This is a genomic window from Rhodanobacter sp. UC4438_H5 (assembly GCF_052978405.1).
In genome coordinates this window covers 3,529,403-3,542,445 of sequence record NZ_CM129672.1, presented here as the reverse complement: position 1 = coordinate 3,542,445, position 13,043 = coordinate 3,529,403, and the positions used below count along the sequence as shown (strand labels likewise).

Sequence of the window (13,043 nt, the reverse complement as noted above, 5' to 3'; positions counted from 1 at the left end):
GGCCCCGAGGCGCAGCGCGAACGATTGCACCCGGTTTGCCCGGTTGCTTCTCCCGCGCCGCTTGCCACGGGGCAGACGCGGCGCAGGCTTCGGACTGGTGCGGAGGGCGGGCACGGCGCGTTCAATGGGCTGTGCCGAAACCGGCGAAGTATTTCTTGAACGCGCCGATCTCCATCGCGAACACGCCATCGGTGGTCTTCAGCGTGATTGGCCGCCACCAGCTCACGTCGTACATCGAGATGGTGGCGTCCAGCACGCTGGCGGTGGCCTCGGCGTTGCCCCAGGGGTTGCGCAGCACGATCCAGCGCCGGCACCGGGCGTACGCCCAGCCGAGCACGGTGTAGCAGTGCGAGCCCACCACATGGGCGCTGGCGTAGTCGACATGGTCGGGCGCCGCATCGCCGGTCGAGTAAGTCCACGCCGTCATCGGATTGAAGGTGCGATACGACAGGCAGTTGGAGCGCAGCAGTTGCCACAGCTCGTCGGCGCTGTGGTCGGCGGTGTTGTAGTAGTGACGCGTGCCGCCGTTGAGTTGGGCGGTGGCCCACACGCAATCGCCCCAGGCGGTCTGGGTGATGTCGGGCATGTCGGTGGCGGTGCCGGTCTTGAGCTTGGCGTAGGCCTTCTCGTAGATGGCCGGCCAGCTCTCGCCGCTTTCGCTGGAGCGGCAGTAGATCGGGTAGCCGCCCGCGGTCAACGGCACCGCTTCGGTCACCTGGATCGCGCGGTCCAGGGTGCCACCGGAGTCGGGCTCGCAGAAACTGATCTGGTCGTTGAACTGCGCCTGGCTGGGGCCGGTGGCGCGGGTCTGGTGCGCCAGCCGGAACGGCGTGGCCCAGGCCACCGCCGACAGCGCCGCGATGTAATAGCAATTGGCCACGGCGCCCTGCACCGGATCGAAGAACTCGGCAGTCTCGTTGAAGAAGTCGCCCGATGCGGCCCAGTGCGCGCCCGGCGGCGTCCAGCCAGTGACGGCCAGTTGCTTGACGAGATGGGTGTCGACGGTGATCGCACGCACCACGTCGGCGGACAGCGCGTTGCCCAGCTGCAAGTCGCGCAGCGCCGGCGGCAATCGCAGCACCACTTGCAGTCGCGCGAAGCGCGACAGGTCGGCGCACAGGATCGGCCAATCCAGGATGGATTTCAGCGCGCCCGCCCTGGCCAGCGCGGCCAGCGTGGCGTACTGGTCGACGCTCTCCAGGCCACCGCCGGTGGCGTCGTTGCCTTCGCCGCGCGGTGGCAGGTCGAGCAGCGGCGAGCGCTGCGGCACCAGCTTGAGGTTCGCGTCCAGTGCCATGCCGATGTAGAGCGGGCCGCCGAACTTGGGATCGAACAGCTCCTCGTAGGGCGTGGCCAGCACCTGTTCCAGCACGCGGGGCACATCGGGAACCTCGCTCCACGGAATCGGCTGGCCGGCGACCAGCTCGGCCAGTGCGTAGGGGTTGATCACCGCGCAGTTCTGCCCTTGTCCCCCGCTGGCCGCGGCGGTGCGCGCACGGGCCGATGCCGACCGCGCAGGGGGTCGGCTGGATGCGGTTTTCGACTTGCTGGTTTTCGACGTTGCCATCTCGTTCTCCCCGGCCAGGTGGCGCGCCTTGCGCGGCCCGGAAGCCACGATCGCGACGCGGGGCCGGCTCGGCGGGATTCGTCACCTCCCCGCGGCGCCAGTCCATCGCTGGACTGGCAACAGGCATGCCATGGAACGGAGGACGAAAAATGGCGCGGCAGGTGGGCGCGAACGATTCCGCGGCTCGATGCCGGGGCAGTGCTGACCCGTTCCGCGCGCGCCATGGGTAACGGCGCACCCGCGGCCGCGGCGGCCTCGGAAATTCACTGGCGGGTGCGGAAAGCCTTGATGCCGATGCCGTGCTTGACCAGCAGCTTGCCGAGCTGGCGACGCTCGGTGCCGGACAGCCGCGCGGCGGCGCTGATGTTGCCGCTGGCACGTTGCATCAGCTGCACCAGGTAGTCGTGCTCGAACTGGTGGATCGCACGGGTCTTGGCCACGCGGAAGCCGAGCTCCGGTTCGTTAGCCCGCCGCCGCGGCTGCGGTCGCGGACCGATGAAGGCCGGATCTGCTGCGGCCAGCGCGGTCAGGCCGACGATGGCGTCGTCGCTGCACATGTAGGCACGCAGCGCGACGTTGTCCAGCTCGCGCACGTTGCCCGGCCAGGCATGTGCCTGCAGCGCCGCCATCGCCGGCTCGCTCCAGTGCTTGAAGGGGCCGTGCAGGCGAATCGCCACCGCGTGCAGGAAATGCTGCGCCAACAGGGCAACGTCTCCCTCGCGCTCGCGCAGCGGCGGCAACTGCAGGTACAGCGCATTGAGCCGGTACTGCAGATCCCGCCGGAAGCGGCCGGCTTCCACCTGCCGTGCCAGGCAGCTGTTGGTGGCGGCGATGATGCGCGCATCCGAAGTGCGCATGGCACCGCCGCCGACCGGGCGGTACTCGCTGTCCTGCAGGAAGCGCAGCAAGGTCACCTGGCCCTTGGCCGAGAGCGCATCGACCTCATCCAGGAACAGGGTGCCGCCGCGCGCATGGTCGACCAGGCCGGGCTGGGCCACCTTGGCGTCGGTGAAGGCGCCGCGGCCATGGCCGAACAGTTCGCTCTCGATCAGGCTGTCGGGGATGGCGCCGCAATTGACCGGCACGAAGGGAAAATCCCGGCGAGCGCTGGCGTAGTGGATTTCGCGCGCGGCGACTTCCTTGCCGGTGCCGGTTTCGCCCTCGATCAGCACCTGCACGTCGCAGGCGGCAAAGCGCTGCAACTGCGCGCGCACCGCGACGATTGCCTGGGATTGGCCGATCATGATCGGCATCATCAGCTCCCGAAGTCGACCTCAAGAAAACCCCGCCGCGCCGTGATCGGCGTGCCTAGGAATCCCCCTGGCTTCCTTCCCGTCCGGCCTGGCGCCGCCGGATCGGAGCAACGGTCGCAGTATGCGCAGCCGGCGGCTGTAGTTCAAGAACGCGTCTGCTGCCATCCGCGGGAGGCCAAGGATGTAGGCGGCGACCTACGATCACCTGATACACGATGCCCGCACGGGGGATGCGGCAACCCGTCACGGAATCCGATTCGGCGATCACCGGGGTGCTGGCGTATCCTTGCAGGTTGACCGCCGCGCGCTTCGCGCCCCGCTGCATGGCCGCGGCCACGACCTCCTGCAACCCGACGGCCGGCGCCCTGCGCCGCCGATCACCCGGACGAGAAACCCCCTGATGGTGGCCATGGCAACCGAGCACGTGATCGACGTGCAGCACTGGAACGACACGCTGTTCAGCTTCCGCACCACCCGCGACCCCGGCTTCCGCTTCGACAGCGGCCAGTTCGTGATGATCGGCCTGGAGGCGGAAACCCGCCCGCTGATGCGCGCCTATTCCATCGCCAGCGCCAGCTGGGAGGAACACCTGGAGTTCTTCTCGATCAAGGTCGCCGACGGCCCGCTGACCTCGCGCCTGCAGCACCTCAAGCCCGGCGACCCGCTGATCGTCACGCGCAAGCCCACCGGCACGCTGGTGCTCGGCGACCTCAAGCCCGGCCGCAACCTGTACCTGCTCGGCACCGGCACCGGCCTGGCACCGTTCCTCAGCATCATTCGCGACCCGCACACCTACGAGCGCTTCGACCGGATCGTGCTGGCCCACGGCGTGCGCCGCATCGACGATCTCGCCTACGCGCACTACCTGGAGCACGAGCTGCCGCAGCACGAATACCTGGGCGAGCTGGTACGCGAGAAGCTGATCTACTACCCCACCGTCACGCGCGAGCCGTTCCGCCACCACGGCCGCATCACCGATGCGATCGTCGACGGCGCGCTGAGCGCGGCCACCGGGCTGCCGCCGCTCAACCCGGAAACCGACCGCGTGATGCTGTGCGGCAGCCCGGCCATGCTCGACGACCTCAGCACCCTGCTCGACGGCCGCGGTTTCGAAGCTTCGCCGCGCACGCGCGAGCCGGGCGATTACGTGGTCGAACGCGCCTTCGTCGAGAAATAGCTGCGGGAGCGCACCCTGTGCGCAACCTGGTCGTCACGTAAAAGCAAGCATCGCGCACACGGTGCGTTCCTGCAGTTCGCCGATGACCGGCCACGGCCGCGAATGGTGCGAACGACGCGCGGTTGCATGCCATAGTGTCCCCACCCCCATGGCCGTGCGGCCGTGACTCCCGCGTGACCGCGCCAACGGAAGCCCGCCATGGAAATCGCCCTCTACATCCTCGCCGCCCTGCTGATGCTCGGCGGTCTGGCCGGCTCGGTGTTGCCGGTGCTGCCGGGCATTCCGATGGTGTTCGGCGGGATCTGGCTGGCGGCGGCGGTGGATGGCTACCGCCATCTCGGGCTGTGGTGGCTGCTGGCCATCGGCGCGATCGGCGCGGTCGGGGTGGTCGTCGATTTCGTCGCCAGCGCGCTGGGCGCCAAGCGCGTCGGCGCCAGCCGGCGCGCGTTGTGGGGCGCCGGCATCGGCACCGTGGTGGGCATGTTCTTCGGCATCCCCGGCCTGGTCCTGGGGCCGTTCGCGGGGGCGCTGCTGGGCGAGTTGTCCTCGGGCAACAGCGTGCTGCGCGCGACCCACGTGGGCGTGGGTACCTGGCTCGGGCTCCTGTTCGGCACGCTGCTCAAGCTGGTGCTGTCGTTCCTGATGGTCGGCCTGTTCGGCCTGGCCATGCTGCTGGGCTGAACACGCCTCTCAGCGCTGCGGGCCGGGGATCACGTACAGCAACACCGCAAGGAAATGCAGCACGCTGCCGGTCAGCACGAACAGGTGCCAGAGCGCGTGGTGGAACGGCAGCCGCCGCCACAGGTAGAACGGCACGCCCAGCGTATAGGCCAGCCCGCCGGCCACCAGCAGCGCGGTGCCGCCGGCCTGCAGGTGTTCGCTGAGCGGCTTGAACGCGACCATCCCGATCCAGCCCATGCCCACGTACAGCAGCACCGCCAGCTTGTGGTAGCGCTTGAGCAGGCCCAGCTCCAGCGCGCTGCCGGCCAGCGCCAGCGCCCATACCGCCGCGAACAGGCTCCAGCCCCATGTGGCCGGCAGGGCGATCAGGGTAAACGGCGTGTAGGTGCCGGCGATCAGCACGTAGATCGCGATGTGGTCGAGTGCGCGCAGGGTGGGCTTGGCACCCGCCGCGGGGATCGAGTGGTAGAGCGTGGAGGCGGTGTACAGCAGCACCAGCGATGCGCCGAACACCGCGCAGGCGACCACCGCCACTGCATTGCCGTGCAGCGCCGCGAACGCGACCAGGGTGGCCAGCCCGGCGATGCTGAGCACGATGCCCAGCCCGTGGATGATGCTGCTGGCCAGCTCATCGCCGAAGCTGTAGCTGGGAATGACTGCGCCGGACGTGGCGGACATCGGAAACCTCCGGTGGCGCGGGGTGCGCCGACACACCTTGATCGCGCACGTGCGCCCCTGCATGCCTTGGCACAGGGTCGCACGCGCGGTGTCGCTATTCGATGATGAACGCGCCGAACGCCACGCCGAGGTTCCAGCCCTCGCCCTTGCCGCTGAGCGCCAGCGAGACATTGCCCTTGGTCAGCACCTGCGCCGCCGCCGACTTCTCCGCGCCTGCGTGCGCCACCGCTTCGGCATAGTGGCCCAGCACGTCGCGCACGTTGCTGACGCCAGTGAACTTGCCGATGCCGTCGGTGATCTTCGTCTTGCCGAAGGTCAGCCCGCCGCCCTTGGCGCGCAGCTTCACCTGCAGGCTCTGGCCGTTGCTGCAACGGACCGTGCCGGTGCCCCTGGCAGTCTTGTAGAACACCGACCAGCCGGACAGCTGGAACGTCATCTTGCACGAGATGTCGCCCGCCCGCGCCGTCGATACCGACAGCATCGACGCCGCCGCCAGCAGACCCGCGGCCCACCAGATGTTCATGCGCATGTCTTGGCTCCCGTGGAATCGGCCCGTCGCCGCGGGACGATTGTCGCAGAGGTTGCGCCCGATGCCACCTGCGTCGTTCGCCGATCGCCGTACGCGAGGCCTGGCGGCAGATGGACGTCCAGCCGTCCACTTGCGCGCGTCGGCGCAACAGGCATAGGCTGCAGGCGCGACAGCACGATCCCCCGGCGCGAGCCGCGTGACTGCCGCTCCCGCCATGCAGCCAGGAGGTCGTCATGTCTTCCATCAGCCTGCCGCTTGCCCAAGCCCGCCCGGAACCCGCCCGCATCGCCGCGCTCAGTGCGGCCATCGCACTGAACCTTGCCGTGATCCTGATCGCCGCACGGCCGCTGCCGGTGTCGCTGCCGACCCTGCCCCGACTCGTCCCGCCGCCGGCGCTGGTGCGCCTGATATCGCCGTCCCCGCAGCCGCCGGCACCGCCGCCGGTGGAACTCAAGCCGCTGCCGCAGGCGCTGCCCACGCCGCAGGTGATGCCGCATCCGGCGGTGGCCCGTGTACCGTCGATGCCGGTCGCCGACGGCCAGCTCGCCGCGCCCGTGCAAGACGCGGCGCCGGCTGCGGCAACGGACAGCGGCACCCCGGCACCCGTCGCCGCGGTCGAAGCCAGCCTCGCCTACCTGGCCCACCCCATCACTTACCCGGCGCATGCCTTGCGCGGGCATCTGGAGGGTACGGTGGTGCTGCGCGTCCTGGTGGACGAGACCGGCAAGCCGCTCGAAGTCGGCGTGCTGCGCAGCAGCGGCCACGCGGAACTCGACCGCAGCGCCCGCGAGCAGGTCCTGGCGCACTGGCGCTTCCAGCCGGCCATCGTAAACGGGCACGCGACGCGCGCCTGGGCCAGCGTGCCGGTCACGTTCACCCTGCGCGGCTGACCGCGGCGGCCGGTTTTCACGATCTCTCTGAGCGTAGCCGCGCCGGATCGGTTGAGAGGAAAACGGAAAAACCTGCGATAACGGGCGTGGGTGGCACGCGCCGGATTTCCACGGACCACTCCGAGCCTGGCCGGATCGATTGGGGAGCCCGTCGCCCCGGCCGGCTTACGCCACTTTAACCGGGCGCATGATCCACTGGCGCCCCTTTATCCTGCTGGGAGGCCCGCATGGGCAGACCACGGCGAACCTTGAAGCTGTTGCGCGAGATCGCGCTGGAGCACGCAAGCGTGGCGCACCCGGACCTGGCTTCGATGGCACGCGAGCTGGGGCAGCTGGTGCACCGCGACAACGCGGCGATCGCTGCGCGGCTGGCGCGCCTGCCGCGGCGCGGGCAGGGCCTCGGTCGCTGGCAGCTGGCGCAGCGCAACCAGCCGCCGGTCAGCATGCTGGTGATGGCGTGGCCGGCAAACCATTGCACGCCGGTGCACGATCATGCCGGCCTGTGGGGGCTGGAGCTGGCCCTGGTCGGTGCGCTGGAAGTGCAGTCGTGGCGCCGCGACCCGGGCTCGGGCACCTTGCGCGCGCTGGGCCGCGACTGGCTCGGCCCCGGCGACGGCATCTGGTTCGAGGGCGACCCCAATCACGTGCACCGCTGCCGCAATCTGTCCCAGCACGAGACCGCGCTCACCCTGCACGTCTACGGCGGCGAACTGAACCACTATCAGGCATACGAGCAGACCGCACCCGCCGGGCCGTGGACCGCGCGGGCCACCGACTGCGCCGTGGCCGGGCACTGGCCGGCCTGACCGACGCCACGCCAGGGGAACAGGAAAACCGCATGTTTCGACGGGTCGCCATCATCGGCGGCGGCGCCGCGGCCGCCAGCCTGCTCAGTGAGCTGCTGGAGCGCGAGCCGCCGCAACCGCTGCAACTGGACTGGTTCACCGGTGCCGGCGAATCGGTGCGCGGCGTGGCCTACGGCACTGGCTCGGAGCGCCACCTGCTGAACGTGCGCGCCGCGTCGATGGGCATGTTCGCCGGCAAGCCGCAGGGCTTCCTGGATTTCGTGCAGCGCGACGACCCGGCGATCGGCGGCACCGATTTCCTGCCGCGCCGGCGCTACGGCGACTACCTGGAGGCCGAGGTGGCCCGCGCACTGCAGCAGGGCATGGCGCGCGGCCATCATCACGTCAACGTGGTGCCGTTCGAGGTCGATGCGCTGGTGCCCGAACGCGACGGCGTCACCGTGATCCACGGCGAACGCAGCCATCGCGCCGATGCCGCCGTGCTGGCGCTGGGTGCACTGCCGCCGCAGCCGCTGAAGGGCGTGAGCGCGGCCGCGCTGGACAGCGGTCGCTACATCGTCGACCCGTGGCCCTGGCTGGCGCAGCTCGACGCGGTGCCGCCACCGCGTACCGTGGCGGTGATCGGCCTGGGGCTCACCGCGGTCGACGTGTTGCTGGAACTCTCCGCGCGCTGGCCACACACCACCTTCGTCGCCACCTCGCGCCATGGCCTGCTGCCCGAGGCGCACCTGGCCCATGCCGGCACGCCTGCCGGCGACAGCGCCGAGCTGGTGGATGCCATGCGCGACGGACCGGAGATCCGCCGCTGGATGCACCTGTTGCGGGAGGCGATCGCGCCGCATGGCATCGAGTGGCGCACTGTCGTCGACAGTCTGCGCCCACACCTGCCGGACCTGTGGGGCGAGCTGCCGCCCGAGCAGCGCGCGCGCTTCATGCGGCATGCCCGCTGGGCGTGGGAACGTGCGCGCCACCGCATGCCGCCGCAGGTGCACGAGGCCATCGTCGCGCTCGAACAGCAAGGTCGCCTGCAGCGCCGACGCGGCCGCCTGCAGGCCGCTGAGCCAAGCGGTCAGGGCCTGCAGTTGCAGTTCCGGCACGCCGGGCACAGCGAGGTACAGCACGCCGACCTGGCGATCCAGACCACCGGGCTGGCCACCGACGTGCGGCACAGCCGTCATCGACTGGTGCGCCAGTTGCTCACCAATGCCCACGTCACCGGCGATCCGCTCGGCCTCGGCCTGGTGGCCAGCCGCGATGGCCGCCTGCATCATGACGGCCAGCCGTGGCCGCACCTGTTCGCCATCGGCAGCCTGCTGCGCGGCACCTTGTGGGAATCCACCGCGATGCCGGAAATCCGCCAGCAGGCCCGCAACCTGGCCGACCAGATCCTGGCCGGCTGAACCGGCGCGGCCGTCACCATGACTGCCAGCGTCCTCACCGCCTGCATCGTCGCACTGCATCTGCTCGGCGCGCTGTCGGCCTTGCACGCGATCCGCCACGCACGCACGCCGCAGGGTGCGATCGGCTGGATGCTGGGCCTGTTGCTGCTGCCGTACGTGACCTTGCTGCCCTATCTCTACCTGGGCTCCAGCCGGTTCTTCGGCTACCACGCCGGCCACGGCGCGCCGACATCGCAGCCGGTGACGGCGAACACGGAAGCCGCGACCGTCGAGCCGGCCTGCGCACGCTTCGCCGCGATCAGCGCGCTGCAGCGGCGGCCGTTCCGCAGCGGCCATCGCCTGCGCCTGCTGATCGACGGCGAAGGCACCTTCGCGGCGATGCTGGCCGCGATGGCAACGGCCGAGCATTGTCTGCTGGTGCAGTTTTTCGTGATCCACGACGACGCGCTGGGCCGGCGCCTGCAGCAGGTGCTGCTGCAGCGCGCGGCCGCCGGCGTGCAAGTGTGCGTGCTGTTCGACGGCGTCGGCAGCCATGCGCTGCCGCGCCGCTACGTGCAGGCGCTGCGCGAGGGCGGCGTGGCGATCCACCGCTTCGCCACGCATCGCCTGCGCAACCGCTTCCAGCTCAACTTCCGCAACCATCGCAAGATCGTGGTGGTCGACGGCGCACGCGGCTTCGTCGGCGGCCTCAACGCCGGCGATGAATACCTGGGCCGCAAGCCGCCGCTGTCGCCGTGGCGCGACACCATGCTGGAACTGTGCGGGCCGGCGGTGGCCGACCTGCAGCAGGTGTTCGCCGACGACTGGCAATGGATCACCGGGCAACTGCCGCCGCTGCTGGACGCACCGCAGGACGAAGGCCGCGCCAGCGCGCTGGTGGTCGCAGCCGGGCCCGCCGACCGCCTGGAAACCGGCTCGCTGTTCTTCACCGCGGCGATCCACGCCGCACGCCGGCGACTGTGGCTGAGCACGCCGTACTTCGTGCCCGACCACGCGGTGCGCGCGGCATTGCAGCTGGCGGTGCTGCGCGGGGTCGATGTGCGCGTGCTGATCCCGTCGCGACCGGATCACCACACCGTGTTCCTCGCCTCCACCCTGCACGCCTACCACGCGGTGCGCGCCGGCATCGGCATGTTCCGCTACCAGCCGGGCTTCCTGCACCAGAAGGCGCTGCTGATCGATGACGATGCCGCCGCGATCGGCAGCCTGAATCTGGACAGCCGCTCGTTCCGACTCAACTTCGAAGTCGGCGCGCTGGTCGTCGACGGGGCGTTCGCCGGCGAAGTCGAAGCGATGCTGCGCACGGACTTCAGTCGTGCCGTGGCGATCGACGAGCGCGAGTATCGCGACGCGTCGTATCTTCGCCGCGTCGCGATGCACGTGGCGCGGCTGTTCGATCCGTTGCTGTAGGAGCGGCTGCAGCGTCGCGCGACCGGAAAAAGAAGCCGGCACATCCTGTGCCGGCTTAGCCTCGGGGAAAGTCTCCGGGCCGGGTGGCCTGTCGCGGCAACCCGCGCTTGACGTGCATTTCGTACCGTGAGTGTCGGGAGCGCCTTTCCATGGGCTCCCGAGGAGTGTCCGACGCGCCGGGCCTGTCGATACCGCCAAGCCATGCTGCCGGCGCCACGCGCGGTCAGAAGTCGTAACTGACGCCAAGGCGCACGTAACGAGGCTGGGACTGGGATACTGCCATGCGGTAGGTGGTGTATTCGCCACCGGTCGCGCCGTAGAACGGGTCGGTCTGCGTGGTTACCCGATTGTTGAGCAAGTTGTAGACCATCACGTTGAAGCCCAGCTTCTTGTCGGCCCACAAGGGTCGGTATTCGGCGCTCAGGCTGACGGTGTACTGCCACGGGTTGTGGCCGGCGTCGCCCGGTCGCGACACCTTGCCGGCACACCAGTGGTAATAGGCGCCGTAGCCAAGTCCCGGGTTGGTCTCGTCCAGGCCGTACATGCCAAGACAACTGCGCGGCGCACCGGAAATGATGGCCAGGTTGCCGGACAACATCCACTCAGGCGTCAGCTGGTAGGAGCCATACGCCTTGATCTGATGGCGACGACTGTTGGAGAGTTCGCCGTTGGCGTACTCCATGACCTGCGCATAATCCCAGTCCACCGTGGCGGATACGTCCACCTGACCGATATCCGAACGCACCTGGCCCTCGCTGTTGCCGTAGCTGCGCGAGAACAGGTAGTCAACTTTGCCGAACCACTTGCCGTCAAACGGATGCTCGAGGAACAACTCCAGTCCGTAGTAATGATGACCAGGCTGCTGCCGCCGGCCGACGCAAACGCGTTGACATCATGGATGGCGGCGGCCGCCACGCTCATGCGCAGCGAAGCCGACGGATTGCGCTCCGGGCGACCGTAGTCGGTGTACAGGTGAGCCTTCGACGACGATTGCGGCGGGCGCCCGCTCGGCTTGAGTGGGCGGGCCTGCTGATGCCGTACCGTCGGCAACAAGCTGGTGGTGCGCAAGGCAGTCGCGGCGGGTGCCGGTGCCTTTTTCCGGGCCTTTGTCGGTGCCGCATAGCGCGGCAGACTGCATCCGGGCGTCAACAGCGACAGGCTGGCGCATCGCGGACGCGATTTGCGTGCGCAAGTATTCATGTTCCCCTCCAGCAAAGGCCCCCCGTGGCCTGGTTCATCACGCATTGGATGCGCATGGAGTGCGCTCCCGACGCACCGACGAACCGAGCGCCATGCTACGAGTCAACCATGCTGTCGCTCTAGGCGATCCTGGCCAGGACTGGCGCTGAAGTCGGCATGAAATTCTCCCGGACGGCGATGCGATGGCGCTGGCGTCGCGCACCGGCGCACGGAGGCGACTCCCGGATGACGAGTGCCATCGGCGCGTCGATCACTTGCAAATCGGGTGCAGCCGACGGCTTGAGTTCACCGCGCGAGAGCGAGGCTCGCCATCCGGAGAAAGACGGTCAACTCGCCATCACGTCCGTGCGTCGCTGCCGCCACGGCTGCGTCGATCCCCACCGCACGATGCGTACCCCACGCCGATGCCCAGCGACACGCCGAGCAACTCGCACAGCACGCGCAGGCCGAGGTGCTCCGGATCGTGCATGCCGGCCAGCACCGCTTGCAGCAGGGCGATCGACTGCAGGTTGGCGTAGTTGAGATAGAACATGTCCCACAGGTCGCCGCTGACGGTGAGCACGCAGGCCAGCAGGAACGCCCAGCCGATCTTGCGCGCAGCGCTCCAGCCGCGGCGTCGGCCCAGCCAGTGCAGCGCCAGGAACAGCAGTAGCCCGGCCGCTGCCGAGATCGCGCCGGCCTGCAGGCCGCCGACGATGCCACTGCCCATCCATGATTGGTCGTAATGCACTGCGCTGCCCCTTCGGGATGCCGCGCGCGTGTCCGCCTGCCGCGCGCGCACGCTAGACTGCCGCTCCACCTGTCCGGAGCAGTCTGCATGACTCACGCCGTTTCCGCCACGACGGCCCTGATCGTGGTCGACGTGCAGCCCGACTTCATGCCCGGCGGAGCGCTGGCCTGCCACGACGGCGACGCGATCATCGACGGCATCGACGCGCTGCTGCGCGCGCGCCGCTTTCGCCATGTGGTGGCCACGCAGGACTGGCATCCGCGCGGCCACGCGTCGTTCGCCAGCTCGCATCCGGGCCGTGCGCCGTTCGACGAGATCACCCTGCATGGCCAGCCGCAGACCCTGTGGCCGGATCACTGCGTGCAGGGCACGGCGGGCGCCGCGCTGCATCCGCAGGTGGACTGGTCGGCGCTGGACGCGGTGATCCGCAAGGGCAGCGACCCGGGCGTGGATTCCTACAGCGGCTTTCGCGAAAACCACGGCCCGCAAGGCACGCGCCCCGGCACCGGCCTGGCCGGCTGGCTGCGCGAGCGCGGCGTGGACGAGGTGGTGGTGTGCGGACTGGCGCGCGACGTGTGCGTGCTGTGGACCGCGCAGGACGCCGTGGCGCTGGGCTTTCGCGCGCGCATGCTGTGGGAGCTCACCCGCCCGGTCACCCCGGCCAGCGACGAAGCCACCCGCGCCGCGTTGCTCGCGCAGGACATCGACGCCCTGTAGGAGCG

General features: G+C 69.5%; 13 protein-coding genes. 7 read left to right on the top strand and 6 right to left on the bottom strand.

Features of this window, described 5'->3' with window-relative positions:
- Nucleotides 1-121: 121 nt before the first annotated feature.
- A complete protein-coding gene (locus tag ACVCL9_RS16160) occupies nucleotides 122-1,567 on the bottom strand; it encodes a C2 family cysteine protease (protein WP_447097376.1) in 1,446 nt (481 codons plus the stop codon).
- A gap of 263 nt (nucleotides 1,568-1,830) precedes the next feature.
- The gene (locus ACVCL9_RS16155; protein WP_395116164.1) at nucleotides 1,831-2,811 is read right to left on the bottom strand and encodes a sigma 54-interacting transcriptional regulator; all 981 of its coding nucleotides are present in this window, start codon (nucleotides 2,809-2,811) and stop codon (nucleotides 1,831-1,833) included.
- Nucleotides 2,812-3,220: 409 nt separating this feature from the next.
- On the opposite strand from ACVCL9_RS16155, the gene ACVCL9_RS16150 reads away from it, so the two are divergent.
- Nucleotides 3,221-3,997 carry a ferredoxin--NADP reductase gene (locus tag ACVCL9_RS16150; protein WP_447097377.1) on the top strand — a complete coding sequence of 259 codons (777 nt, stop codon included), beginning with the start codon at nucleotides 3,221-3,223 and terminating at the stop codon, nucleotides 3,995-3,997.
- 198 nt (nucleotides 3,998-4,195) lie between these two features.
- The gene (locus ACVCL9_RS16145) at nucleotides 4,196-4,678 is read left to right on the top strand and encodes a DUF456 domain-containing protein (RefSeq protein WP_447097378.1); all 483 of its coding nucleotides are present in this window, start codon (nucleotides 4,196-4,198) and stop codon (nucleotides 4,676-4,678) included.
- Nucleotides 4,679-4,687: 9 nt separating this feature from the next.
- Here ACVCL9_RS16145 and trhA read toward each other — a convergent pair whose 3' ends face one another.
- Nucleotides 4,688-5,356, bottom strand: coding sequence for a PAQR family membrane homeostasis protein TrhA (gene trhA, locus ACVCL9_RS16140; RefSeq protein WP_447097379.1), 669 nt, complete (start codon nucleotides 5,354-5,356; stop codon nucleotides 4,688-4,690).
- Between the two features lie 94 nt (nucleotides 5,357-5,450).
- Entirely contained in the window at nucleotides 5,451-5,879 is a 429-nt protein-coding gene (locus ACVCL9_RS16135) for a hypothetical protein (protein WP_447099492.1), read from the bottom strand.
- A 239-nt stretch (nucleotides 5,880-6,118) separates the two neighbouring features.
- On the opposite strand from ACVCL9_RS16135, the gene ACVCL9_RS16130 reads away from it, so the two are divergent.
- The 4 genes from ACVCL9_RS16130 to cls all read left to right on the top strand — a co-directional run bounded on the left by ACVCL9_RS16130 (nucleotide 6,119) and on the right by cls (nucleotide 10,391).
- Nucleotides 6,119-6,775 carry an energy transducer TonB gene (locus ACVCL9_RS16130; protein ID WP_447097380.1) on the top strand — a complete coding sequence of 219 codons (657 nt, stop codon included), beginning with the start codon at nucleotides 6,119-6,121 and terminating at the stop codon, nucleotides 6,773-6,775.
- 227 nt (nucleotides 6,776-7,002) lie between these two features.
- Nucleotides 7,003-7,581 (top strand): cysteine dioxygenase, encoded by a 579-nt coding sequence (locus ACVCL9_RS16125; protein ID WP_395116154.1) that lies wholly within the window; start codon nucleotides 7,003-7,005, stop codon nucleotides 7,579-7,581.
- A gap of 32 nt (nucleotides 7,582-7,613) precedes the next feature.
- Entirely contained in the window at nucleotides 7,614-8,981 is a 1,368-nt protein-coding gene (locus ACVCL9_RS16120; protein ID WP_447097381.1) for an FAD/NAD(P)-binding protein, read from the top strand.
- An 18-nt stretch (nucleotides 8,982-8,999) separates the two neighbouring features.
- Nucleotides 9,000-10,391, top strand: a complete 1,392-nt coding sequence (cls, locus tag ACVCL9_RS16115) for a cardiolipin synthase (RefSeq protein WP_447097382.1) — start codon at nucleotides 9,000-9,002, stop codon at nucleotides 10,389-10,391.
- Nucleotides 10,392-10,614: 223 nt separating this feature from the next.
- Here cls and ACVCL9_RS16110 read toward each other — a convergent pair whose 3' ends face one another.
- Both ACVCL9_RS16110 and ACVCL9_RS16105 read right to left on the bottom strand, forming a co-directional pair.
- A complete protein-coding gene (locus ACVCL9_RS16110; protein ID WP_447097383.1) occupies nucleotides 10,615-11,223 on the bottom strand; it encodes a hypothetical protein in 609 nt (202 codons plus the stop codon).
- 705 nt (nucleotides 11,224-11,928) lie between these two features.
- Entirely contained in the window at nucleotides 11,929-12,300 is a 372-nt protein-coding gene (locus ACVCL9_RS16105; protein ID WP_395116120.1) for a hypothetical protein, read from the bottom strand.
- 108 nt (nucleotides 12,301-12,408) lie between these two features.
- Between ACVCL9_RS16105 and pncA the strand changes: the two genes are divergently transcribed.
- Nucleotides 12,409-13,038 carry a bifunctional nicotinamidase/pyrazinamidase gene (pncA, locus tag ACVCL9_RS16100; protein ID WP_395116118.1) on the top strand — a complete coding sequence of 210 codons (630 nt, stop codon included), beginning with the start codon at nucleotides 12,409-12,411 and terminating at the stop codon, nucleotides 13,036-13,038.
- Nucleotides 13,039-13,043 lie beyond the last annotated feature (5 nt).

Coding starts and splice junctions, on each gene's coding strand:
- ACVCL9_RS16160 (WP_447097376.1), bottom strand. CDS start 1,567: ATGGCAACGTCGAAAACCAGCAAGTCGAAAACCGCATCCAGCCGACCC.
- ACVCL9_RS16155 (WP_395116164.1), bottom strand. CDS start 2,811: ATGATCGGCCAATCCCAGGCAATCGTCGCGGTGCGCGCGCAGTTGCAG.
- ACVCL9_RS16150 (WP_447097377.1), top strand. CDS start 3,221: ATGGTGGCCATGGCAACCGAGCACGTGATCGACGTGCAGCACTGGAAC.
- ACVCL9_RS16145 (WP_447097378.1), top strand. CDS start 4,196: ATGGAAATCGCCCTCTACATCCTCGCCGCCCTGCTGATGCTCGGCGGT.
- trhA (WP_447097379.1), bottom strand. CDS start 5,356: ATGTCCGCCACGTCCGGCGCAGTCATTCCCAGCTACAGCTTCGGCGAT.
- ACVCL9_RS16135 (WP_447099492.1), bottom strand. CDS start 5,879: ATGAACATCTGGTGGGCCGCGGGTCTGCTGGCGGCGGCGTCGATGCTG.
- ACVCL9_RS16130 (WP_447097380.1), top strand. CDS start 6,119: ATGTCTTCCATCAGCCTGCCGCTTGCCCAAGCCCGCCCGGAACCCGCC.
- ACVCL9_RS16125 (WP_395116154.1), top strand. CDS start 7,003: ATGGGCAGACCACGGCGAACCTTGAAGCTGTTGCGCGAGATCGCGCTG.
- ACVCL9_RS16120 (WP_447097381.1), top strand. CDS start 7,614: ATGTTTCGACGGGTCGCCATCATCGGCGGCGGCGCCGCGGCCGCCAGC.
- cls (WP_447097382.1), top strand. CDS start 9,000: ATGACTGCCAGCGTCCTCACCGCCTGCATCGTCGCACTGCATCTGCTC.
- ACVCL9_RS16105 (WP_395116120.1), bottom strand. CDS start 12,300: ATGGGCAGTGGCATCGTCGGCGGCCTGCAGGCCGGCGCGATCTCGGCA.
- pncA (WP_395116118.1), top strand. CDS start 12,409: ATGACTCACGCCGTTTCCGCCACGACGGCCCTGATCGTGGTCGACGTG.